Raw genomic sequence first — 22,187 nt, forward strand, 5'->3', positions numbered from 1 at the left:
CGCTGACGCGGCGGCTCAGGGATTGATCCGGATCGGCGTTCCGGTCGGCACCAGGCTCCACACTTCCTCGATCTGCTGGTTGGTCAGCGCTATGCAGCCGTCGGTCCAGTCGCGCCGGTAGCCGGCCGGGGTGCCGCCGTGAATCATGATGTCGCCGCCCGGATCGACCCCGCGCGTGCGGGCCTGTTTGCGATCGGCTTCGTTCGGGTACGACACCCGCAGCGACAGATGGAAGCGGCTGTTCTGATTGCGCCCGCTGATGCGGTAATCGCCTTCCGGCGTGCGTTCGTCGCCCTGCTGACGCTTATGCCCGCTCGGCGCGTCGCCGAGCAGGATCGAATAGGTGCGGATCACCGTGTTGTTGTGGAACAACTGCATGCGCCGCTGCGCCTTGTCGACCACAATGCGGTCGGCGCGTTGCGCGGCCGGCGCCATCGCCGGCGGGGTCCTCGCCCAAGCCGGCGCCCAGGCCAACACGCAAGCAAGCAGCGCGGCGAAAAAACTCACGGAAATCCATTTCATACCGGCAGGCTCCTGGCCACGATCGCATCCAGTTCCAAGTCGTGCGGCAGCGTGCCGAAGCCCAGCCCATGCGCGCCACCGACGCGGCTGCGGCAGAACGCGATCGCGGCGGGACTGTCGGCGACGAACAGCAGCGCGGCCTGCAAGGCCAACGCGAGCCGTTCGACGAACGCACGCATCTGCGCCTCGTGCAAAGCTGCCGCACCGGTGAGCACCGGTGCCAGTTCGTCGATGCGCGCATCCAGCGCATCGTCGCGGCCGCGCGCGCGTTCCAGCTCGAGCAACAGCGCGCGTCCAGCCTCGGGTTCGCGGCCGAGCGCGCGCAGCACGTCCAGGCACTGGATGTTGCCGCTGCCTTCCCAGATCGAATTCAGCGGCGCCTGCCGGTAAAGCCGCGGCAGGATCGATTCCTCGACATACCCCGCGCCGCCCAGGCATTCCTGCGCTTCATTGACGAACACCGCCGCGCGCTTGCAGATCCAGAACTTGCCGATCGCGGTGGCGATGCGCGCGAACGCGGCGTCGTGCGCCGACGACGGCGCGCGATCGATCGCGCCGGCGACGCGGATCGCCAGCGCGGTGGCGGCCTCGGATTCGATCGCCAGGTCGGCGATCACGTTGCGCATCAGCGCATGCTCGATCAGCGGCTTGCCGAAACTGCGCCGATGGCGCGCGTGATGCAGCGCCTGCGCCAGGGCCATGCGCATCTCGCCGGCCGAACCGAGCATGCAGTCCAGGCGAGTCAGCATCACCATCTCGATGATCGTCGCCACGCCGCGGCCTTCCTCGCCGATGCGCTGCGCCCAGGCGCCGATAAATTCCACCTCCGACGAGGCGTTGGACCAGTCACCGAGTTTGTCCTTGAGCCGCATCAGCCGCATCGCGTTCTTGCCGCCGTGCGGATGCCAGCGCGGCATCAGGAAACAGCTCAGCCCGCCCGGCGCCTGCGCCAGCACCAGGAAACCGTCGGACATCGGCGCGGAGAAGAACCACTTGTGGCCGACCAGTTCGTATTCGTCGTTGCCGATCGGCGTGGCGACGGTCTGGTTGGAGCGCACGTCCGAGCCGCCCTGTTTCTCGGTCATGCCCATGCCGAGGGTCAATCCGGCCTTGTCGCCGTAACCGACATCGCGGCCGTCGTAGTGCGGCGCGGCGGCCTTGCGCATCCACTCGTGCAGCGCCGGCGCGTGCCGCAACACCGGCACGCTGGCGTGGGTCATGGTCAGCGGACAACTCGTGCCCGGTTCGACCTGATGGTGCAGATAACTCAGCGCCGCGCGCGCGACCTGCGAACCCGGGCGCGGATCGTGCCAGGACAGGCCGGCGACGCCGTGGCCGATCGCGTGGCCCATGATGGCGTGGTAGTTCGGGTGGAATTCGACCCGGTCGATGCGATGGCCGTAGGCGTCGAAGTTGCGCAGACGCGGCTTGTCGCGATGCGCGTCGAAGCTCAGTTCGTAGAGATCGCTGCCGGCGAGTGCGCCGTACGCCGCGAGATTTTCGGCGAAGCCCGCGCCGCCTTCGCGCTCGACCGCGTCGCGCAGCGCGAGGTCGTCGCGCCACAGATCGCGCGGCGCGAACGGCGGCGGCTGGTTCTCGACCCGATGGGTGGCGAACGGGGGCAGCGTGTCCATGAGGGTGACTCTCCGTGGGGGCTTTGCAGCGATTCTAGTGATTCCGCGGCGGGTGCGCTGTCGCTCGTGTTCGTCGAGAAGGTCGGCCTCCAGGGCTTGATCGCGACATGACGCTGAAGTCGCTGGATCCCCGCGTTCGCGGGGATGAAGGTATTGGGGATGCGATGCGGCCGTGTTGGTGCGCTGCTTCGGGTTGCCTCACGTCGGGTGGCTGCGTGGCCCTGGATCGCCACGCAGCCTCGGATTGCCGTGTCGCTGCGGCGGCTACATGTTCCGGGGGCGCCGCATGGGTGGCGTCGTCACGCAACTTCACACAGTCACACAGTCACACAGTCACACAGTCACACAGTCGCGCCATCGCCCTGTTGCGTTGTTGCGTTGTTGCGTTGTTGCCTTGTTGCCTTGTCGCACGGCCGCACAGTCGCACTCTGCCGCACTGCCGCACTGCCGCACTGCAGTCACGGCATCACGCATTCGCCTTGGCTCGTCATCCCCGCGCAGGCGGGGATCCAGAGACTTCACAGTCATGCCGCGGTGAAGCCCTGGATCCCCGCCTGCGCGGGGATGACGGCGCTGGAGGATGCGATGCGTCCGTGGTGCCGACTGATCCTGGTCGCCTCACGAAACCGGAGTTCCACGTGGGCGCGATTCAAACACCGACCGTTCGTACGCAACCGGCCCAGCGATCGCACCCTGCTGCACCGCGGCAAGCCTGCGTCGCGACCCCGCACGACCAACCCACCCCATCGCCACCAACCCAAAAAGAAAAAAGGCCCCGCCAGAAGCGGAGCCTTGGAAACTGTCCGATGCGATTCGGCCAGACATTGCCCCTAGGGGCAAAGGCGAATCAAACCACCGGAGCCACTTCGGACGCTTGCGCGCCCTTCGGTCCCTGGGTCAGCTGATAGCTGACACGCTGGCCTTCCTGCAAGCTGCGGAAACCCTTTGCGTTGATCGCGGAGAAATGCACGAATACATCCGCGCTGCCATCTTCGGGAGAAATAAAACCGAAGCCCTTGGCGTCGTTGAACCACTTCACGGTGCCGTACTGCATATCCTTATTGACCTCATGCTGGATGCGTTGACGTGCGTCGCCGCCGGATGTGGCGCGAGACGCACTACCGAGTATGCAAACTGTGCCGCTAGATGACAACGGTTCAGCGTGACAACATCCAGCACGTGTTTCGAAGCAATATCCGGCCACGCCGGATGCACCCAAATCGCAGTTATGCGACTGGGGTCACCGAAGCGCCGAGGCGGTCGAGCAAGGCGAGCAGCAAGGCCGGCAGGCCCGCGGACGCCGCGGCCACGTTGTCGAGCACATCCTGCAGGGTGATCACTTCGTCCAGGTCCGGACCGGCGCCCGCGGCCCAGTTGGCGACGATCGCCAGGCAGGCGTAATCCAGGCCGAATTCTCGCGCCAACCCGGCTTCGGGCATGCCGGTCATGCCGACCAGATCGCAGCCGTCGCGGCGCATGCGCGCGATCTCGGCGCGGGTTTCCAGGCGCGGCCCCTGGGTGGCGCCGTAGCAGCCGCCGTCGACCAGGCTCACGCCCGCGCTCGCCGCCGCGGCGATCACGTCGGCACGCAACGCGCGCGTATAGGGCTCGCCGAAATCGACATGCAGCACCTCGGTGCCGGGCTCCTCGCACAAGGTGGAGATACGACCCCAGGTGTAATCGATCAACTGATCCGGACAGCCCAGCACGCGCGGGCCAAACCGTTCGGTGATGCCGCCGACCGTATTGAGCGCGAGCACGCGTTGCGCGCCCAGCGCCTGCAACGCGGCGAGGTTGGCGCGGTAGTTGATCTGGTGCGGCGGCAAGGAATGGCCTTCGCCGTGACGCGCCAGAAACGCCACCCGGCGTCCGCCCAGAGTGCCGATCCGCACCGGACCCGACGGCGCGCCGTAGCGCGTGACCGGCTGATGCGATTCCACGTCCTGCAGTTCGGCGATGCGGTACAGGCCGGTGCCGCCTATCAGGGCGAGGTCGATGGGTTGGGTCATTGCGGGGTCCGGAGGAGTGGAAACAGGAATGAGTTGAGAGGAGTGAGGAAACAGTGGGTGCGCGGGGCGTTGTGGCGGTGCGAGCTTATCGGGCCTTCACGCACTTCGGTTCGCTGATTCCCGCGCCGGGCTGCGGCTTCACTTCAGCGCATAGATCGCCGGCAGGTTGCGGCCCTGCTCGTGGTAATCCATGCCGTAGCCGAATACGTAGCGATCGGGCACTTCCACGCCGATGTAGTCGGCGCATACGCCTTCCACGCAGCGGTCGTGAGCCTTCACTGCGAGCGCGGCGATGCGCACTTCGATCGCGCCCTGTTCGCGGCACCATTCGCGGATGCCGTGCAGGGTGTGGCCTTCGTCGAGGATGTCGTCGGCGAGCAGCACGCGACGGCCGCGCAGCGGGGTCGCCGGGCGATGCTTCCAGACCAGATCGGCGCCGGTGGTCGCGCCGCGGTAGCGGGTGGCGTGCAGGTAATCGAATTCCAGGTCCAGGCCGCGCTCGCCCAGCTCCATCGCCAGTTGCGCGGCGAACGGCATGCCGCCGTGCATGATCGTCAGATAGACCGGACGGCTGCCGGCGTAATCGCTGCGGATCTTCACCGCCATGCGCGCGATCTCGCGCTCCAGGGTGCGCCGATCGAAGATCAGATCGGCGTTTTCCAGCGCCTGGGCCAGGTCGTGCCCGGACTCGTGTTTCACGTTCATCAAGCCAATCCTTCCAAGCGGGTGCGGGTTTCGCCGTAATGGCTGTCGGCGATCAGGCCGTCCCAGCCCATCGCGCCGCGGCCGATCAGGCCCAGCAGCGCGGCGGTGTTGAGGCGGCGGCCTTCGACCGCGGCCAACGACTCTTCTACCAATTGCGGATGACAGACCAGCACGACGTCGCAGCCGGCATCCAGGTGCGCGTCGATGCGCGCCTTGATCCCGCCGACCGAGAACGCCGCGGCCATGCCGATGTCGTCGCTGAAGACCACGCCGCGGAAACCCATCTCGACGCGCAATATCTCTTCGATCCAGCGACGCGAATAACCGGCCGGCTCCGGCGCGACCGCCGGGTACGACACATGCGCCATCATCACCGCGTCGGCCTTGGCTTCGATGCCGGCCACGAACGGGATCAGGTCGGTCGCGCGCAATTCCTCCAGCGTGCGCGGGTCGACCGCGTCGTTGAAGTGGGTGTCGGCCAGGACCGAGCCGTGGCCGGGGAAATGCTTGATCGTCGCGGCCATGCCGCGCGCGTGCATGCCGCGCACGTAGGCGCGGGTGAACTCGGCGACGACCTGCGGATCGGGATCGAAGGCGCGGTTGCCGATCGCCAGATTGCCGCGGCCCAGGTCGACCACCGGCGCGAAGCTCAGGTCGACGCCGCTGGCCTGCACTTCGGCGGCCATCAGCTGCGCGTGTTCCTCGGCCAGCTTGAGCGCGCCGGCGGGGTCATGCGCGTACTGCTTGCCGAACACCTCCAGCGGCGGCAGGGCGCTGTAGCCCTCGCGAAAGCGCTGCACGCGCCCGCCTTCCTGGTCGACGCAGATCAACTGCGGACGCGGCGCGGCGGCGCGGATCGCGGCCGACAGCTCGGCGACCTGGGCCTTGGACGCGAAGTTGCGGCTGAACAGGATCACGCCGGCGCAGGCATCGTGCTGCAGCCAGTCGCGTTCCTGCGCGGTGAGTTCGGTACCGGCGACGCCGATCACGAGCATGCGGAACTCCTGAGGGAGAAACAGCGCGGTATGCGCAGGGTGCATTGTCGCGCAGATGCCGCGGTGGGGGCACCCTGCCCGGCCCGGGCGGCCGGAGAAGCGCCGGTTCCGCCGCAATCGCGGCCCGAGGGCACCGTGCGGGACGTGAAATCTTCGCGAGAGTGCTTTTACCCCGGCGTTCTCGGTTCGGCGGCGCCGAATATAGACACACCCGATCGGAAAAATTCTCGCGTCGGCGGAAAGCCCGCACCGACCTCGCGGCTACGCCAATGCCCTCAAACGGTGCCGTCGCGCTCGGCCTGGCTCCATTGCGCATACGGCCGGGTCGCCAGGGCCAGGTTGTAGTAACGCACCGCGTCGGTGACCTCGGCGCCTGCCCAATCGGGCTTGGCGAATTCGCTATCGGCGCTGGCCAATTCGATCTCGGCCACGACCAGGCCGGCGTTGTCGCCGAGGAATTCGTCGACTTCCCACAGATGACCCTGGTGCTCGACGTAATGCCGGCGCTTGTCGACCAATCCACCGACGCTCAGTGCGAGCAGATCGCGCGCATCCGCGACCGGGATCGGATAGTCGAACTCCTGGCGGGTGTGGCCGAGCTCGCGCGATTTCAGATTGAGAAAGGCCTCCTCGCCGGCGATGCGCACGCGCACCGACGCCTTCATCGCCGCGCGGCCGTCGCCGCCCGCGTCCATCGCCGCCAGATCGTTGAGATAGCCCTGCGCCATCGGCACGACCTTGTGCGCCTGCGCGCGCCAACCGTCGCCGACGACCAGGAATTTGCGTTCGATTTCGATGCCCATGCGCCATTATGGCCCAGCCGCCGGACGCAGTCGCGCCTGTAGAATGCGCGCCCCGCGCAGCGCGCGCGAATTCGCCGAATCGGCAAGGCCGCCATGAAGCGCCTGATTTCCGCAGTGTTGTTTCCGTTGGCCATCGCCCTGCCCGGCGCGGCCGGCGCCGCGTCAGGCGCCGACGCGATGCCCGATGTCGAACAGGCCAATGCAGCCTATCGGCGCGCGCTGGAAGCCGACGTCCGCGCGAAATCCGAACCGTCGTCGCTGGTCTCGGCCTCGCTGCTCGCGGCGATGAAGATCGACGCCGTGCAAGGTTGCCAACGCGTCGATGCCGTCTTCGTCGCCTGCATCGTGGGTGTCGATGCGGGCATGCGCCGCGGCTATCAGGCCTATCGGTTCGGCCATGACGGCGCGACCTGGACGCTGGAGAACAGCGTCGAAGCCGCGATACCGGCGCCGAGCCAGGCCGAAGCGCAAGGCCTGATCCGCCAGCGCCTGGGCGAAGAAGGCGCGCGCCAGCAAGACCTCGCGCGCAAGGCCGAATTCGAACGCGCCGCCGCCGAAGCGACGGTGAGCGCGATGAATTCGTGCGAGCTCGATGACGACAGCGGCGCGGTGGAGTGCGAGGTGCGGCTGCGCTTGCCCGATGGCAGCGAGCCTTCGGCGACGCAGCGGTTTCAGTTGAATGGACGCGTTTGGTCGTTGTTGGAGCGTTGAGCCGCGAAGGATCGACGCGGCGTGCGTTAATCACGCCGCGTCATTGAATCCATGAGTTTCGATGCGCCGGGCGAGACCGCGGTCGCAGCTCACGCAGCTCCTACAGGGGCAGCCGCTGCCGTCGCCGAAGATTGCCCCGATTCCGACGGTAGGAGCTGCGTAAGCTGCGACCGCGAATCAACAACCCGCGGCGAAACCAGGCAAGACGACAACGGCCAGGTCACACCGTGCCTAGCCAAGCGCCGCTGCACCGCGCCCCGCTCAGCGCTCAAACATCGCAATCGATTCCACATGCGCGGTATGCGGAAACATGTCCATCACCCCGGCCGCGCGCAGTTTCCAGCCCTTCTCGCGCACCAGGTAACCCGCATCGCGCGCCAGCGACGCCGGATGGCAGCTCACGTAAACGATCCGCTTGAACTGCTTGAGCGGCAGCTGGGTCAGGACGAAATCGGCGCCCGAACGCGGCGGATCGAGCAACAGGCGGTCGAAGCCTTCGCGCATCCACGGCTCGCCGCTGAGGTCCTTGGCCAGATCGGCGGCGTAGAACTTCGCATTGCCCAGGCCGTTGTGCTCGGCGTTTTCGCGCGCGCGCTGAACCAGCCCGGCCTCGCCTTCCACGCCGACCACTTCGCGCACGCTGCGCGCCAGCGGCAAAGTGAAATTGCCCAGGCCGGCGAACAGGTCGAGCACCCGGTCCTCCGGCTGCGGCTGCAGCAGGTCGATCGCGTGCTGGATCATGTGGCCGTTGAGGCCGGCGTTGACCTGGATGAAATCGAGCGGACGGAACTTCAGTTCCAGATTCCACTGCGGCAGGGTAAACGCGAGCCGCGGATCGGCCGGCCACAGCGGATGCACGCTCTCGATCCCGCCGGGCTGCAGGAACACCGCGAACTCGTGCTGCTGGGCGAAGGCGACGATCGCGTCGCGATCGGATTGCGATAGCGGCGACAGATGGCGGAAGGTCAAGGCGATGCCGCAGTGCGCGTTGTCGCCGTGCATGCGGTCGCCGCCGATGAACTCGACCTGCGGAATTTCGCGGCGCGCCTGCAGGCCGTCGATCAATCGCGCGAGCGCGCCGATGGCATCGCCGATTTCGGGGATCACCGTTTCGCAGCGCGCGATCTCGGCGACGAAGCGCGGGTCGGTTTCGCGGAACCCGACCAGGGTCTTGTCCTTCTTCTCGACCCGGCGCACCGAGAACCGGCCCTTGCGGCGATAGCCCCAGGCCGAATCGGTCAGCGCCGGCAGGATCCGCTCGGGCGTGACATGGCCGATGCGTTCGAAGTTTTCCATCAGCACCTGTTGCTTGGCCACGATCTGCCGATCCTCGGCCATGTGCTGCAGCGCGCAGCCGCCGCACACGCCGAAGTGCGCGCAACGCGGAGCAACACGATCGGCCGCGGCTTCGAGCACCTCCAGCGTCACCGCTTCATCGAAACTGCGCGAACGCGAGGTCTGCTTGGCCATGACCCGTTCGCCGGGCAGCGCGCCGGCGACGAACACCGCCTTGCCGTCCGCGCGCCGGGCGACGCCACGGCCGTCGTGAGTAAGGCCGGTGATGGCGGCCTCGAAGGGAGTTTGATCGATGCGGGCCACAGCTGCTGGCAGGAATCAAAGGGGGCGCATTGTGGCATGGCCGGGATTGGGGATTGGGGATTCGGGATTGGCAAGGGCTAAAAAACCGCCGCCGCGGGCTGGCTGCATAGCGATCCCGCACCCGGGCTTCAGGAACGCAAAAGCCCGCTTGCGCGGGCTTTTGCTCTTGCCAATCCCTAATCCCTAATCCCTAATCCCGGCTACTCACTTCTGCTTCCAACCGCCGCCCGCATCCTGATACCACCAGCCGCCCTTGGCGCTGTCGACCCACTGGCGGGCGAACACCTGGCGGATCTGCCCTTCCCATTCGGGGTGATTGTTGGCGACCGCGATCTCGCGGTAGACCGCGGCCGAATCGCGGCCCTGGTCGGCCACGGCCTGATTGACGCCGACCCGGTCGGACAGCGGGATCTTCGAGGCGTCGCGCACCGCGACCGTGCCGTTGCTGGCGAAACCGAGCGCGCCGGAATCGAAATGCGCGCGCAGCTGGCTGTCAAAGCGCTGCGCCATGCGCGACTGGATCGCCTGGATCGCCGGGGTCTTGATCGAGATGTCCGGCGACTGCGCGTGGGCGCTGCCGATGCCGGCCAGCGACAACCAGTCGATGCGGCTGGCCAGTTGGCCCCATTGCAGGCCCGGACGCGATACCGAGGCGCTGCCGCCGGGCTTGCCGCCATCGCTGGGCTGAGCCTGCGGCGTGGCCGCGGGGGCTTGATCGCCAATCACCTTCTCGACGAACTCCTTGGCCGCTTCCTTGGCCTCGGCGGCCGGGAAATAGACATTGATGGTCACGCACGCCGTCAACATCACGGCGGCGACCGGTATTCCCATCCAACGGCGCATGAGCGAATCCTTCTGGTTGTGCGCGTCCTGCGCGGGTTCCGCCGGGTCCGGGCGGGGGTTGATCGAACGACGTTTATTGAAGCACGGCGCCTATTGAACCACGGCGCTGTTGAACGACAAGGCTATTGCACCACCGGCTTCACCTCGCCCTTGCTGACCGCCTCCATGCGCTCGAGCAAGGTCGCCCAGTCGACCCGGCGGTTGTAGCCGACCACGTCCAGGTGCGGCACGCCCGCGCCCTGCACGATGGTGAAGCCGCGGCTGCCGTCGGGCGCGGCCTTGGCCGGGCCCAGGCCGTCCATGTGGCAGACCTCGTCGGCCAGGCGGCAGGCGATGCCGATGCGGGCGTAACCGAAGTCGTCGAAAAACCCGATCAGCCGATCCTGCAGGCTGCCGACGAACGACGAATCGCCGACGCTGGACAGGTCCTGCACCGCGCGCTGGCTGATCCGCTGGCGCACGCCCGGGGTCTTGCGCGTGTGCAGTTCGGCGTTGAACGCGGTCGGCTGCCAGTCGACCAGACGCACTTGATCGATGCGTCCATACAAACGCCCGGTGATGCTGCCGAAACCGAACACGCCGGTCAGCGATTCCAGATCGAGATTGTCCAGCGCCAGATCCGAACTCAGGGTCGGCGCGACCCCGAACGGGCGCTCCATCGCCAGCGACGACACCGCCACGGTGCCGCCGAACAACTGCATGGTCAGGCCGCCGTCGAGTTCGAGCCGATCGTCGGCGTAATGCGCCTGCGGAATGCGCCCGCTGAGTTCCCCGGTGAACGCCGGCCAGTCCAGCGCCTTGGCCAACTGGCCCACATCGAGCCGGTCGAGATTGAGGCCGAACCGCACGTCCAGGCCCTTGCCGCCCGCCGGCGGACGCAGCCGCAACCCATCGAAACCGGCACGGCCGCCGAGCATCGGGAAACTCACCGCGCGCAGCAGCCGCAGTTCGCCGTCGCCGCTGGAGAACGGCAAGGTCGCCGCGCCGAATTCCAGACCGTACAGCGCACCGCCGCGCCAACCCAGTTCGCTGGCGACCGGCGCATCGGCCGAATAGCGCACCTGGCCATCGAGAGCGTCGAAGCGGAACCGGCCCTGCGGGTCCTTCATCGACACCTGTTGCAGGCTGGCTTCGGCCAGCTGCAGTTCGTCGCCGCTCATGCGCACGCGCGCCTGCGCCGCGCCCGAAAGTTCCAACTGCCCCAACCCGGCCAGACCGAGGAAACCCGACAGATAGCCGTCGCGCAGCGGCGCGAGGTCGGCGCTGCGCAGGTCCAGATCGAGCGCGGCCAGACTCGCGTCGGGCGTCAACGCGGCGCTGCCTTCGAGCGCGAGAATGCCGTCGTCGCGCCACATCAACCGCGGCAGTCGCCAGCCCTCGCCTTCGCGCTGCTCAGCCTGCACCCGCAAGTCGACCGCGCGTTTGTGCAATGAAACGTAAGCGTTGCCGAACAGCAACTCGCCGCCTTGCAATTGCCCGTCGATCGCGACCGTATCGGTACGGTCGAGCTGAGCTGAAAGGTTCAGCTGTGCGCCGAGGTTCTCGGCCGCGATCAATCCGTCGGGCGTGTCGAGCGCGCCGCCTTGCAGGCGCAACGGGCCGGTGATGCTCAACGGTTTATGTTGCGGCGCGGCGATGTCGAGCCGGCCGTCGAGCGTGCCGGCCTTGATCCGCCCGGCCGGCCACGCCTGCGCGACCAGCGCCTGGGCCCAAGCCAGTGGCACGCGGGTCAGGTCGATGCGGGTCAGATCGGGACTGGCGACCGCGCGCTGCAAGGCCAGCGCGGCGGCGCCCTGGCTCAAGCGCAGATCGGTGCTGGCCACGCCGAGGTCCAGCGCCAGCCGCAAGGGCTTGCCGCCGGCGCCGCGCAATTCGCCGTCGCAGCGCCAGCCTCCGCGGCCGTCGCGCCGCAGCGGGCAACGCCAGACCACGTCGCGGAAGCGATAACCCAGATCCGGCGCCTGGATGTTTCCGGCCTGCAATTCCAGTTCGCCGTGCTCGGCCCGCGCGGGCCAGGACAGGCGCACTTTGACCTGCTCCAGCGTCACCACCGCGGTCGCGACGCGCTGAATCCTGGCGTTCAGTGTGTACGCTTCAGCATGGGTCGGCGCCGCCCACAAGGCGGGCAGCGACAACAGCATCAGGAGGCGTAACATGGTCCGCAGCATGGAAGCAGGATAGCGGGCGGAAGCGAACCGGCAATGAAGAATCCACAGGTCCCACGCGTATTGCTGGTCGAGGACGACCCGACCAGCCGAGCCTTTCTGACCGCGGCGGTCGAGGCGATGCCGGCCGAAGTCGACGGCGCCGACACCCTGGCCGCGGCGATGGCGCTGGGCAATGCCCAGGATTACCAGTTATGGCTGTTCGATGCGCATCTGCCCGACGGCAGCGGCATCGATCTGCTCGAACGCCTGCGCCGGCTGCATCCGGCGACCCCGGCGCTGGCGCACACCGCGACCGGCGAGAGCGATATACGCAACCGCCTGATCGCCTCGGGCTTCTCCGACGTGCTGGTGAAGCCCTTGCCCGCCGCGGCGGTGCGTTGCGCGATCCGGCGCCTGCTCGGCCTGCCCGAACACGATGCGCCCGCGTCGTCGGCGGCGGCACCGCAGCAAGAAGCGCCGATATGGGACGACGATATCGCCGCGCGCGCGCTCAACGGCAACCGGGTCCACATCGCCACCCTGCGCGGTTTGTTCACCCAGGAACTGCCCAACGCGCGGCGTTCGATCTGCGCCGCGGCCCAGATCGGCAACATCGAAGCGTTGCGCGGAGAGCTGCATAAGCTGCGCGCGAGTTGCGGCTTCGTCGGCGCCGCGCGCCTGGCCCAGGCGGTGCAGGCCTTGCAGGCGCAACCGGATTCGAGCGTACTGTTGCAGCGGTTCGATCAGGTGGCTTCGGATACGGTTGAGCAGACGGGTTGAGTTTTGTCGCGGCGTGCGGATACGGCGCCTCGTATCGATTTGCTACCGCATGCTGCGGGCTTGAACCGATGGGTTCGCGGTGTCCGGGAGTTCGCGGTCGCGGCTTGCGCCGCTCCTACAGGGGCTGACGTCGCTTGATCGATGGCGGCTACAGCGCTCGCATCGAGCGCGACGTCACGCTCGATGCAGTGACCTTAGCGGTCGCTGTCGGCGGCCGAATCCGGCTGCGAATCGGCGGCTTCGCGTTTAGGCGCGACGCGCGCCAGTTCGGCCAGCATTTCCCAGGATTTCAGTCCGCGCGGGCCGAGGTGATGGCTCAGCACCGCGCGCATCGCATGCCGCAATCCAGGCAGGTCCGACGGGTCCGGCGCGGTTTCGCCGGTCAGCGCGAGCAAGGCCCGCCCGGTCGCCGCCGCGCTGCGCTCGCCATGGCCGCGATCGCTGAGCAAACGACGCGGGCCCTGCTCCGGATCGAGGCGATAACGCGCGGCCGGATCGATCGCGATGCCGTCGGCGTCGACGCTCCAATCGAAACCCGAACCCAGCGCTTCGAGCAGATCGCGCTCGAAGCAACGCAGGCTCCACGCCAGTTGCCCGCCGCGCAGTTGCGCGCGAGTGCGGGCGTAAAGATCGTACAGTTCCGGCAAGGGATCGCCGCGCGGCACCAAGCGCAGCAGCAGTTCGTTGATGTAGAAACCGGCCAGCGAGGTTTCGCCGTCCAGGCGCGGCGCCGCGTCCAGCGCTTCGGCCGAAATCAATCGCGCCAACTCGCCGCGCAGCAACGCGTCGAAGCGGATGTGCTGGAACGGCTGCAAGGCCGCGCGCAGGACCTGTCGCTTGGGTCCTTGCACACCGCGCGCGATCAGGCCGACCCGGCCCTGCCGCTCGCTCAGCACTTCGACCAGCAAGCTGGTTTCGCGCCACGGGCGCGTGTGCAGGACGTAGGCGGATTCGGCGGTCAGACGCATGCGCTCACACTAGCTCAGAAGCTGCTCGCGCGAGACCCGCGCGATGGCGCCGCGACGACGCAAACGCATGCGTTCAAGCGCCATCGGTGCCGGCACCACGCAAATGCCGCATCGCGGTCATCCGCGTCACCAGCCAGCCGATCCCGATCAGGAACAACGACAGCGCGCAAATCGCCAGGCTGCCCAGCGCCTGTCCGTAGCCGTAGCGATACGCCTGACCGGCCGGCAGAAAATAGTCAGGGCCGTAGATCGTCGCCAGCCCCGCGCATAACGTCGCCACGCCCCACCCAAGACCCGTCAAGGCATACGGCCACACGCGATAGCGCCGCCGCTTGCCGTCGCGACGCAGTCGCCGTGCGATCGCGCCGCCGATCAACGCGCATGCCACGCCGCCGCCAAGCACCACCGCGATCAAGCACAACACGCTCGCCACCATGAGCACGCGGTAGACGACGCCCGGCGGCGCCTGGGTGGTGATCGCGATGGCGTCGGCAGGTAAGCCCGGATAACGGCCGTGGTAGGTGTCGCGGGATGTATCGGTGTGCTGTACGTCCTCGTCGTTCAAGGGCAGCGAGGTCTTGATCCGCCATCCATCGGGCACGCTGACCGTCAGATGCAGGTTGCCGAAACCGGCCCATGTGCGCGCCGGCGCCAACACATAGGCGAACTGGTACAGCAGGGTCGGGCCATCGCCCTTGCGCTGCATCGCATCGGCGCGGTAACTCGCGCGCAACCGGTGGCGTCCCGGCGGCAACACGAAATCCAGGGCCAGGCTCGAAGGCTCCTGAACCTCGTACGACAACGGTCGTTCGCCGGTCAGCGAAGGCGTGGTTTCGGGCGGTTGCCAGCTGCGCGGCAACGTCGGCAGATCCCAAGGCCGCGCCGCGATCGCGCGACCGTCGAGCGTCGCCTCGAATTGACTGACATCGGGCGCGCCGGTAGCGAACACCGGCCGCAGTCGGATCGCCGGGCCGGGGTTGTCGAGCCAATAATCGACGAAAACCTTGGCCTCGGACGACTTGCCGGACAGACCGCTCAAGTCGATGTGCAGGCTTTCGCTGTCTATTCGCACCGTATCGAAGCCCTGCGGCTCGGCGCTCACCCGCGCGTCCTGCCAGGGTTTGCCCATGTTCGCCCAGGCCGGCGTCAGGCAGGGCAGCGCGAGCAACAGCGCCAGCGCGGCGGATCGACATCGCGCCGCCGCGCCTACCGCTGTTTCAGTCATGGTAACCAAGAGAGCGCAACGCGGCCTCGTCGTCCGACCAGCCTTCGCGCACGCGCACCCAGGTTTCCAGGAACACCTTGGAGCCGAACAGATGCTCCATCTGCACTCGCGCCTTGGCCCCGACTTCGCGCAGGCGCGCGCCGCCCTTGCCGATCACAATCGCCTTCTGGCCGTCGCGCTCGACCCAGATCACCGCACCGATGCGCAGCAGCGCGCCGTCGACGACGAAGCGTTCGATCTCGACCGTGGTCGCGTACGGCAGTTCTTCGCCGAGCTGGCGCATCAGCTGTTCGCGCACCATCTCGCCGGCGAGGAAGCGCTGGCTCTTGTCGGTGATCTCGTCCTCGCCGTACAGCGCCGGCTGTTCGGGCAGCAGCGCCATCACTTCCTTGACCAACGCGTCCAGGCCCTTGTTCTTGAGCGCCGAGATCGGATGCACCGCGGCGAAATCGCGACCTTCGCTGACCTTGGCCAAGTACGGCAGCAGCGCGGTCTTGTCGGTGATGCGATCGACCTGATTGACCACCAGCACCACCGGCACGCCGGCGTTGCGCAGGGCCTCGAACGCGAGCGTGTCCTCGTCGTCCCACTGCCCCGCGCGCACCACCAGCAGGGCGGCGTCGACGCCGTCGATCGAACCGCGCGCGGCGCGATTCATCATCCGGTTCATGGCCCGCTTCTGTTCGCGGTGGATGCCGGGGGTGTCGACCAGCAGCAGCTGGCCGTCGGGAAAGGTGGCGATGCCGAGCAAACGGTGACGGGTGGTCTGCGGACGTGGCGAGACGATGCTGACCTTGGCCCCGACCAGGGCGTTGACCAGGGTGGATTTGCCGACATTGGGGCGGCCGATGACGGCGACGTGGCCGGCGCGATACGAAGAAGAAGTCATGGCGCGGATTGTCCGCCCCTGGGGGCGGCAGGGCAAATTCGGGATTGGAGATTCGGGATTGGGGATTAGGGAAGAGCGGTTCGCAGACGGGGCGTCGAAAAAGCGAAAGCCCGCCGATGGCGGGCTTGAGGTACTTGCTTGAACGAATCCCGAATCTCCAATCCCGAATCCCGGCCCCTTAATCATCCGCCTTGAGCTGCCGCAAGGCATCGTCGGCGGCGAGCTGCTCGGCCGCGCGGCGCGATCCGGCCTCGCCTTCGGCGCTGATCGGCGGCTGGCTGAGGGTGCAGCTGACGCGGAAGGTCTTGGCGTGGTCTTCGCCGCTTTCCGAGATCAGCGCGTACACCGGCAAGGGTTTCTGCCGACCCTGCAGCCATTCCTGCAGGCGGGTCTTCGCGTCCTTGCCGACCTTGTGCGCGGGCGGCAGCGCTTCCATCGCCGGCACGAACCACGGCAATACCTGCGCGCGGCAGGTTTCGAATCCCGCATCGAGGTAGATCGCCGCGACCACGGCTTCGAGCGCGTCGGCCAGGATCGAGTCGCGGCGGTGACCGCCGGATTTCATTTCGCCGGGGCCGAGGGTCAGGCGCGCGCCCAGTTCCAGGGTGCGCGCGATCGGCGCCAGCGCCGATTCGCGGACCAGTTCGGCGCGGGCGCGGGTCAGCGCGCCCTCATCGGCCTGCGGCCAGCGCTGGTACAGCGCTTCGGCCACGATCAGATTGACCAGCGCATCGCCGAGAAACTCCAGCCGCTCGTTGTGCGGGGCCCCGGCGCTGCGGTGGGTCAGGGCTTGATCGAGCAGTGCGGGATTGGCGAAACGATGGGCGATCCGATCAATCACCTTCTTTGGAGCTCAACTGTTGCACCGCGTTGAAATGACCCACCACGTCCAGGTTGGCGATCAGCGGACGGCGCACTTCGTAGTCCACGGTGATTTCCATGCCGCGGTCGGTGCGCTTGATCTTGAAGTTTTCCTGTTTCACGCTGTCGACATAGCTCATGTCCATGCGCCGGAAAAACAGATCGCGCGCCTTGGCGCTGTCCATCTGCCCGGCACCCGGCTCCTTGGCCAGATCGGCGAGCGAGCGCTTGACCGAGTAGAACTCCGAATACATCGGCACCAGCTTCATGCCCATGTACACAAACACACCACCCACGCCCAGCATGATGATGAACCCGATCAGGGTAATGCCGCTCTGCTTACGCTTCATACCTTCGATCCCCAGTTGATCTCACTGCAGTTGATCCCGCTACCGATCCGGATTTGGCCCAGGTCCAAACCGCGTCCCCACCGCAACGGCGACCGGCCGTTACGGAATGCTGTTGCCGATGCGCGAAAAGTCCACGCCCCCATCGAAGTTCATCCAGATCAGGAACGCCCGGCCGCGCAGGTTCTGCTCCGGCAGGAAGCCCCAGTATCGGCTGTCTTCGCTGTTGTCGCGATTGTCGCCCATCACAAAATACTCGCCCTTGGGCACGACCCAATCGCCCTCGCCCTGGTCGAGCAGCGGCGATTCGGTGCGCAGCAGGATCCGATGCACATGTTTGCCGATCTGTTCGCGCAATTCCTGTGAGCCGGTCATCTCGGTGCCGTTGCCGCGACCCTGGTAGGTACCGATCGGGGCGTAGATGATCGGTTCGCCGTTCACGGTCAGGCGACCGTCGCGGTAGCTGACCTTGTCGCCCGGCAGGCCGATGATGCGCTTGATCCAGTCCTGCTCGGGATGGTGCGGCGGCCGGAACACGACCACGTCGCCGCGCTCGGGCTCGCCCATCGCCAGCACCTTCTGGTTGCTGATCGGCAGGCGCAGGCCGTAGGTGAACTTGTTGACCAGGATGAAGTCGCCGGTCAGCAGGGTCGGCATCATCGAGTTCGACGGGATCCGGAACGGCTCGGCGATGAAGCTGCGCAGGATCAGCACCACGAACAGCACCGGGAAGAACGCCTTGGAGTAGTCGACCAGGACCGGCTCCTTGCCGTCGTCGAGCAGGCCCTCGCGCGCGGCGCGGCGCTTGGCCAGCACCATCTTGTCGAGCAGCCAGACCAGGCCGGTGATCAGGGTCAGCGAGACCAGGGCGATTTCGAACCAACGCATGCTTGTTCCTTTGGGCGGGAACGGCCGGGAGTCGGGAATCGGGAATCGGGAATCGGCCAAAGCCGCTGCACCCACTCCCGAACCTGCCTCACCCGCCTCCCGCGCTAGTTGATGGAGACGAAAACTTCAGAAAATCCGGATCCCGGCCGACGCGTCGACGATTCCCGATTCCCCATTCCCTATTCCCGTCCGAATTACTTGCTGTCGGTCGACAACACCGCGAGGAAGGCTTCCTGCGGAATCTCGACCCGGCCGACCTGCTTCATCCGCTTCTTGCCCTCTTTCTGCTTCTCGAGGAGCTTCTTCTTGCGGCTGATGTCGCCACCATAACATTTGGCCAAAACGTTCTTGCGCATCGCCTTGACCGTGCTGCGGGCGATGATCTGCGAGCCGACCGCGGCCTGGATCGCGACGTCGAACATCTGCCGCGGGATCAGGTCCTTCATCTTCTCGCACAGCTCGCGGCCGCGCCGGTCGGCGTGGCTGCGGTGGACGATAATCGACAGCGCATCGACCTTGTCGCCGTTGATCAGCGTGTCCACGCGCACGAACGGGCCTTCCTGGAAACGCAGGAAGTGGTAGTCCAGCGAGGCATAGCCGCGCGAGACCGACTTGAGCTTGTCGAAGAAGTCCAGCACCACCTCGGCCATCGGCAGCTCGTAGCTGATCTGCACCTGGCTGGCCATGTAGGTGATGCCGATCTGGACGCCGCGCTTTTCCTCGCACAACTTGATCACGCTGCCGATGTAATCGGGCGGCGTGAGGATGTTGGCGCGGATCACCGGCTCGCGGATTTCCTCGACCATGTTGACCGGCGGCAGCTTGGCCGGGTTGTCCATGGGGATCACGGTGCCGTCGGTCTTGAGCACTTCGTAGATCACCGTCGGCGCGGTCGAAATCAGGTTGAGATCGTATTCGCGCTCCAGGCGCTCCTGCACGATCTCCATGTGCAGCATGCCCAGGAAGCCGCAGCGGAAGCCGAAGCCCATGGCCTCGGAGCTTTCCGGCTCGAAGCGCAGCGCGGCGTCGTTGAGGCGCAGCTTGTCGAGCGCTTCGCGCAGCGCCGGATAGTCCTCGGCGTCGACCGGGAACAGGCCGGCGAACACGCGCGGCTGCATTTCCTGGAAGCCCGGCAGCGGCTTGGCGGCCGGGTCGCTGGCCAGGGTCAGGGTGTCGCCGACCGGCGCGCCGTGCACGTCCTTGATCGAGGCGTTGATCCAGCCCACCTCGCCCGGACCCAGCCGGGCCAGGTCCTTGCGCTTGGGCGTGAACACGCCGACCTTGTCGACCAGATGGGTGCGGCCGGTCGACATGACCAGAATTTTGCTGCCCGGCACGATCTCGCCCTGCATGACCCGCACCAGCGAGACCACGCCGAGGTAGTTGTCGAACCACGAGTCGATGATCAGCGCTTGCAGCTTGTCGGTATCGCGCGGCTTCGGCGGCGGGATGCGCTTGACGATGGCTTCGAGCACCAGATCGACGTTGAGGCCGGTCTTGGCGCTGATCGCGACCGCGTCCTCGGCGTCGATGCCGATCACCGCTTCGATCTCGGCCTTGGCGCGCTCGATGTCGGCGGTCGGCAGGTCGATCTTGTTGAGCACCGGCACCACTTCCAGGCCCTGCTCGACCGCGGTGTAGCAGTTGGCGACCGACTGCGCTTCCACGCCCTGGGCCGCGTCGACCACCAGCAGCGCGCCTTCGCAGGCGGCGAGCGAACGGCTGACTTCGTAGCTGAAGTCGACGTGGCCCGGGGTGTCGATGAAGTTGAGCTGATAGGTATTGCCGTCCTTCGCCTTGTACGGCAGCGAGACGGACTGAGCCTTGATGGTGATGCCGCGCTCGCGCTCGATCGGATTCGAGTCGAGCACTTGCGCTTCCATCTCGCGCGCTTCGAGACCTCCGCACAGCTGGATGATGCGGTCGGCGAGCGTCGACTTGCCATGGTCGACGTGGGCAATGATGGAGAAGTTTCGGATGAGTTGCATGAAGGACGGCGCACCGGTCGCCAGTCAAGAAATCCAACTTAACATTGTCGCACAGCGCCTGAGGCTTGCATACGCCGGTAGAAACGGTACCCAATCCACAAAGCCCGGGGTCGACGACCCCGGGCTTCAAGCCTCAATCGAGATGGCTCAATTCAAGTGTACAAACCCGGAACCGCAACCTCCCGTACCGATCCGTCGCTGTAAGTGACTTCAAAAATGGCGTACGGATTACCAGCTCCGTCGTGCGTCTGATAAAGGAAACGCGAACCGGTGACGGTGACATCGGTCGGAATTGGGTCCTCGACCGCATAGGCCGTGCCGACGCCCGAAAACGCAAAAGCCAACCCCACAAACAAAATTGCCATTTTGATATTCATCATATTCCTTTATGTATTTGTTAAAAATGGCATTCGACCCTCATGCGGCAACGCAAATCCCACACCGCGACCCGAGCATAATCTCACGCCGTCGCAGCGGTTCGGACTTAGCAAGCGTCCAGCGACTGGAAAATGCCGAACAGAGTTAATAACTCGTTCTTGAGCCCCTTATTTATCCTCACCGGCCTGCACCGCGATGAACTGGGTCGCGCCGCCTCGGCGGACCAACAACATGACGGTCTGGCCCGGCTTGACCCCTGACAAGGCTCGATCCAATGCGCCGGCATTGCCAACCGCCGTCCGCCCAACCGACAGAATCACATCACCGGGGCGCACGCCGGCATCCACGGCCGCTTGGCCGGGGCTGCGCACGACCACGCCTTCCCCGCTCTTCACTCCGAGACGCTGGCGAGTGGCTGCGTCCAGGTCCTGGACGACCAATCCCAACGGATTCCCCGCCACTCGCGGGGCGGGGTTGGCACCGCCACGCTCCGGCGTTTGGGCATCGCCGCCATCGCCCGCTAAGCTCTCATCGAGTTCGTTGACGACCACAGTCAGTTCGACTTCCTTGCCGTCGCGGAATACTTTGACCTTGGCCCTCGATCCCGGAGTCATCGAGCCGATCAACGGCGGAAGATCGGTGGATTCGTAAATCTTGGTTCCATTGACCGAGCGAACGATGTCACCCGCCTCGATACCGGCTTTTTCCGCCGGGCTGCCGGGCAGCACTTCGGAAATCAGCGCGCCATTGCTGTCGGGCAGATTGAAACCGGCCGCGCTTTCGCTGCTGACCGCCTGAACCTTCACCCCCAACTGTCCGCGCCTCACCTTGCCGCCGGCCCGCAACTGCTCAGCCGAATTCATCGCCACATCGATCGGAATGGCGAAGCTCACGCCCATGTAGCCGCCGGAGTTGGAGAAAATCTGCGAATTGATGCCGACCACCTCCCCGCTGGTATTGAGCAGAGGGCCGCCGGAGTTGCCCTGGTTGATCGCCACGTCGGTCTGGATGAACGGCACGTAGCGTTGTTCTGCATACGGATTGCTGCGCCCGACCGCGCTGACGATGCCGGCGGTGACCGAGTGATCCAGGCCGAACGGCGAGCCGATCGCGACCACCCATTGCCCGGCCTTGGTCTGCCCGGCCGCGGCGGCGCGCAGGAACGGCAGGCCCTTGGCTTCGATCTTGAGCAGGGCCACGTCGGACTGCTCGTCACTGCCGATCACCTTGGCCTTGAACTCGCGCCGGTCGGCCAGCTTGACCGTGACCGTGTCGGCGCCGTCGACCACGTGGTGATTGGTCAGCACATAGCCGTCCTGCGAAATCAGAAAGCCGCTGCCGATCGAACGACCGCCGCCGCGCGGCTGGCGCGGGCCCTGCTGGCCCGGACCGCCCGGCATGCCGTCGGGACCGAAGAAGCGGCGGAAGAATTCGGGGATCTGGTCTTCGTCGGGCAGGCCGCCGCGGGCGCCGGCGCGAGCGCGCTTGGGCGTGACTTCGGCGCTGATATTGACCACCGCCGGCCCGACCCGCTGAACCAGGTTGGTGAAGTCCGGCAGACCGGCGACCAGCGGCGCGGCCGGAGTCGCCGCCGGCGGCGGCGCGATCGGGGTGGTCGGCGCCTGCGCGGTGCAGGCGACCGGCAGCGCGGCGATGATCGCGCCGAACAGGGCCAGCGACTGCAGGGGACGCGCGCGCCGCGATTGGGCCGGCGCAGTGCGGATGGACGAGCGATTCATCGGCGATGGGGTCATGGGAGCGGCCTCGATACGACGTGGAGTTCGGGGAAAAGGCTGTGAAAAGACAACAGGAACCCGCTGCGCGGCGACGCCGCGCATGGCACTGGAGGTTGGAGCGAGGGGCCGGCGAGTCCGGTCCGACGCGTTCGGCTGCGG

General features: G+C 66.6%; 21 protein-coding genes. 2 read left to right on the forward strand and 19 right to left on the reverse strand.

Annotation, left to right across the window (positions count from 1 at the left end):
* Window positions 1–15: 15 nt before the first annotated feature.
* From AC3A4T_RS01115 to AC3A4T_RS01145, 7 genes are all read right to left on the reverse strand, one after another.
* Complete coding sequence (locus tag AC3A4T_RS01115) at window positions 16–522, reverse strand: L,D-transpeptidase family protein (RefSeq protein WP_487673708.1); 507 nt, start codon at window positions 520–522, stop codon at window positions 16–18.
* Window positions 519–2,156: an acyl-CoA dehydrogenase family protein gene (locus AC3A4T_RS01120; protein WP_487673709.1), complete on the reverse strand. Its 1,638-nt coding sequence runs from the start codon at window positions 2,154–2,156 to the stop codon at window positions 519–521. The genes AC3A4T_RS01115 and AC3A4T_RS01120 overlap by 4 nt, the downstream gene beginning before the upstream one ends.
* Window positions 2,157–3,003: 847 nt before the next feature.
* Complete coding sequence (locus AC3A4T_RS01125; RefSeq protein ID WP_031373678.1) at window positions 3,004–3,210, reverse strand: cold-shock protein; 207 nt, start codon at window positions 3,208–3,210, stop codon at window positions 3,004–3,006.
* Window positions 3,211–3,382: 172 nt separating this feature from the next.
* The gene (locus AC3A4T_RS01130) at window positions 3,383–4,165 is read right to left on the reverse strand and encodes an S-methyl-5'-thioinosine phosphorylase (RefSeq protein WP_487673710.1); all 783 of its coding nucleotides are present in this window, start codon (window positions 4,163–4,165) and stop codon (window positions 3,383–3,385) included.
* Between the two features lie 138 nt (window positions 4,166–4,303).
* Entirely contained in the window at window positions 4,304–4,870 is a 567-nt protein-coding gene (locus AC3A4T_RS01135; protein ID WP_056111595.1) for a hypoxanthine-guanine phosphoribosyltransferase, read from the reverse strand.
* Complete coding sequence (gene nagZ / locus AC3A4T_RS01140) at window positions 4,870–5,865, reverse strand: beta-N-acetylhexosaminidase (protein ID WP_487673711.1); 996 nt, start codon at window positions 5,863–5,865, stop codon at window positions 4,870–4,872. Before nagZ ends, AC3A4T_RS01135 begins: the two co-directional genes overlap by 1 nt.
* A 275-nt stretch (window positions 5,866–6,140) precedes the next feature.
* The gene (locus AC3A4T_RS01145) at window positions 6,141–6,668 is read right to left on the reverse strand and encodes a CYTH domain-containing protein (RefSeq protein ID WP_487673712.1); all 528 of its coding nucleotides are present in this window, start codon (window positions 6,666–6,668) and stop codon (window positions 6,141–6,143) included.
* 93 nt (window positions 6,669–6,761) lie between these two features.
* Here AC3A4T_RS01145 and AC3A4T_RS01150 point away from each other — a divergent pair, with 93 nt between their 5' ends.
* A complete protein-coding gene (locus tag AC3A4T_RS01150) occupies window positions 6,762–7,379 on the forward strand; it encodes a hypothetical protein (RefSeq protein ID WP_487673713.1) in 618 nt (205 codons plus the stop codon).
* Window positions 7,380–7,640: 261 nt separating this feature from the next.
* Here the strand turns inward: AC3A4T_RS01150 and rlmD are convergent, their stop codons facing one another.
* The 3 genes from rlmD to AC3A4T_RS01165 form a co-directional block, all read right to left on the reverse strand.
* Window positions 7,641–8,990: a 23S rRNA (uracil(1939)-C(5))-methyltransferase RlmD gene (gene rlmD, locus AC3A4T_RS01155; protein ID WP_487674027.1), complete on the reverse strand. Its 1,350-nt coding sequence runs from the start codon at window positions 8,988–8,990 to the stop codon at window positions 7,641–7,643.
* 192 nt (window positions 8,991–9,182) lie between these two features.
* Window positions 9,183–9,821 carry a DUF1318 domain-containing protein gene (locus AC3A4T_RS01160; protein ID WP_487673714.1) on the reverse strand — a complete coding sequence of 213 codons (639 nt, stop codon included), beginning with the start codon at window positions 9,819–9,821 and terminating at the stop codon, window positions 9,183–9,185.
* Window positions 9,822–9,943: 122 nt separating this feature from the next.
* On the reverse strand, window positions 9,944–11,977 hold the full coding sequence (locus AC3A4T_RS01165) for a translocation/assembly module TamB domain-containing protein (RefSeq protein ID WP_487673715.1): 2,034 nt from the start codon (window positions 11,975–11,977) through the stop codon (window positions 9,944–9,946).
* 45 nt (window positions 11,978–12,022) lie between these two features.
* Between AC3A4T_RS01165 and AC3A4T_RS01170 the strand changes: the two genes are divergently transcribed.
* Entirely contained in the window at window positions 12,023–12,748 is a 726-nt protein-coding gene (locus tag AC3A4T_RS01170) for a response regulator (protein ID WP_487673716.1), read from the forward strand.
* A gap of 194 nt (window positions 12,749–12,942) precedes the next feature.
* Here AC3A4T_RS01170 and recO read toward each other — a convergent pair whose 3' ends face one another.
* The 9 genes from recO to AC3A4T_RS01215 form a co-directional block, all read right to left on the reverse strand.
* Window positions 12,943–13,716 (reverse strand): DNA repair protein RecO, encoded by a 774-nt coding sequence (gene recO / locus AC3A4T_RS01175; RefSeq protein ID WP_487673717.1) that lies wholly within the window; start codon window positions 13,714–13,716, stop codon window positions 12,943–12,945.
* 73 nt (window positions 13,717–13,789) lie between these two features.
* On the reverse strand, window positions 13,790–14,941 hold the full coding sequence (locus AC3A4T_RS01180; RefSeq protein WP_487673718.1) for a hypothetical protein: 1,152 nt from the start codon (window positions 14,939–14,941) through the stop codon (window positions 13,790–13,792).
* Window positions 14,934–15,830, reverse strand: a complete 897-nt coding sequence (era, locus tag AC3A4T_RS01185; RefSeq protein WP_036112168.1) for a GTPase Era — start codon at window positions 15,828–15,830, stop codon at window positions 14,934–14,936. The genes AC3A4T_RS01180 and era overlap by 8 nt, the downstream gene beginning before the upstream one ends.
* A gap of 178 nt (window positions 15,831–16,008) precedes the next feature.
* Window positions 16,009–16,671 (reverse strand): ribonuclease III, encoded by a 663-nt coding sequence (gene rnc, locus AC3A4T_RS01190; RefSeq protein ID WP_487673719.1) that lies wholly within the window; start codon window positions 16,669–16,671, stop codon window positions 16,009–16,011.
* Window positions 16,664–17,041 (reverse strand): DUF4845 domain-containing protein, encoded by a 378-nt coding sequence (locus AC3A4T_RS01195; RefSeq protein ID WP_487673720.1) that lies wholly within the window; start codon window positions 17,039–17,041, stop codon window positions 16,664–16,666. Before AC3A4T_RS01195 ends, rnc begins: the two co-directional genes overlap by 8 nt.
* 99 nt (window positions 17,042–17,140) lie before the next feature.
* On the reverse strand, window positions 17,141–17,926 hold the full coding sequence (gene lepB / locus AC3A4T_RS01200; protein WP_056111559.1) for a signal peptidase I: 786 nt from the start codon (window positions 17,924–17,926) through the stop codon (window positions 17,141–17,143).
* 194 nt (window positions 17,927–18,120) lie between these two features.
* Entirely contained in the window at window positions 18,121–19,914 is a 1,794-nt protein-coding gene (lepA, locus tag AC3A4T_RS01205) for a translation elongation factor 4 (protein ID WP_487673721.1), read from the reverse strand.
* A 152-nt stretch (window positions 19,915–20,066) separates the two neighbouring features.
* Window positions 20,067–20,291 (reverse strand): hypothetical protein, encoded by a 225-nt coding sequence (locus AC3A4T_RS01210; protein ID WP_487673722.1) that lies wholly within the window; start codon window positions 20,289–20,291, stop codon window positions 20,067–20,069.
* Between the two features lie 168 nt (window positions 20,292–20,459).
* Window positions 20,460–22,031: a Do family serine endopeptidase gene (locus AC3A4T_RS01215; RefSeq protein ID WP_487673723.1), complete on the reverse strand. Its 1,572-nt coding sequence runs from the start codon at window positions 22,029–22,031 to the stop codon at window positions 20,460–20,462.
* Window positions 22,032–22,187: the final 156 nt, after the last annotated feature.

The sequence above is a fragment of the Lysobacter sp. Soil_N_51 genome (assembly GCF_057655755.1).

Coding starts and splice junctions, on each gene's coding strand:
- AC3A4T_RS01115 (WP_487673708.1), bottom strand. CDS start 522: ATGAAATGGATTTCCGTGAGTTTTTTCGCCGCGCTGCTTGCTTGCGTG.
- AC3A4T_RS01120 (WP_487673709.1), bottom strand. CDS start 2,156: ATGGACACGCTGCCCCCGTTCGCCACCCATCGGGTCGAGAACCAGCCG.
- AC3A4T_RS01125 (WP_031373678.1), bottom strand. CDS start 3,210: ATGCAGTACGGCACCGTGAAGTGGTTCAACGACGCCAAGGGCTTCGGT.
- AC3A4T_RS01130 (WP_487673710.1), bottom strand. CDS start 4,165: ATGACCCAACCCATCGACCTCGCCCTGATAGGCGGCACCGGCCTGTAC.
- AC3A4T_RS01135 (WP_056111595.1), bottom strand. CDS start 4,870: ATGAACGTGAAACACGAGTCCGGGCACGACCTGGCCCAGGCGCTGGAA.
- nagZ (WP_487673711.1), bottom strand. CDS start 5,865: ATGCTCGTGATCGGCGTCGCCGGTACCGAACTCACCGCGCAGGAACGC.
- AC3A4T_RS01145 (WP_487673712.1), bottom strand. CDS start 6,668: ATGGGCATCGAAATCGAACGCAAATTCCTGGTCGTCGGCGACGGTTGG.
- AC3A4T_RS01150 (WP_487673713.1), top strand. CDS start 6,762: ATGAAGCGCCTGATTTCCGCAGTGTTGTTTCCGTTGGCCATCGCCCTG.
- AC3A4T_RS01160 (WP_487673714.1), bottom strand. CDS start 9,821: ATGCGCCGTTGGATGGGAATACCGGTCGCCGCCGTGATGTTGACGGCG.
- AC3A4T_RS01165 (WP_487673715.1), bottom strand. CDS start 11,977: ATGTTACGCCTCCTGATGCTGTTGTCGCTGCCCGCCTTGTGGGCGGCG.
- AC3A4T_RS01170 (WP_487673716.1), top strand. CDS start 12,023: ATGAAGAATCCACAGGTCCCACGCGTATTGCTGGTCGAGGACGACCCG.
- recO (WP_487673717.1), bottom strand. CDS start 13,716: ATGCGTCTGACCGCCGAATCCGCCTACGTCCTGCACACGCGCCCGTGG.
- AC3A4T_RS01180 (WP_487673718.1), bottom strand. CDS start 14,941: ATGACTGAAACAGCGGTAGGCGCGGCGGCGCGATGTCGATCCGCCGCG.
- era (WP_036112168.1), bottom strand. CDS start 15,830: ATGACTTCTTCTTCGTATCGCGCCGGCCACGTCGCCGTCATCGGCCGC.
- AC3A4T_RS01195 (WP_487673720.1), bottom strand. CDS start 17,041: ATGAAGCGTAAGCAGAGCGGCATTACCCTGATCGGGTTCATCATCATG.
- lepB (WP_056111559.1), bottom strand. CDS start 17,926: ATGCGTTGGTTCGAAATCGCCCTGGTCTCGCTGACCCTGATCACCGGC.
- lepA (WP_487673721.1), bottom strand. CDS start 19,914: ATGCAACTCATCCGAAACTTCTCCATCATTGCCCACGTCGACCATGGC.
- AC3A4T_RS01210 (WP_487673722.1), bottom strand. CDS start 20,291: ATGAATATCAAAATGGCAATTTTGTTTGTGGGGTTGGCTTTTGCGTTT.
- AC3A4T_RS01215 (WP_487673723.1), bottom strand. CDS start 22,031: ATGAATCGCTCGTCCATCCGCACTGCGCCGGCCCAATCGCGGCGCGCG.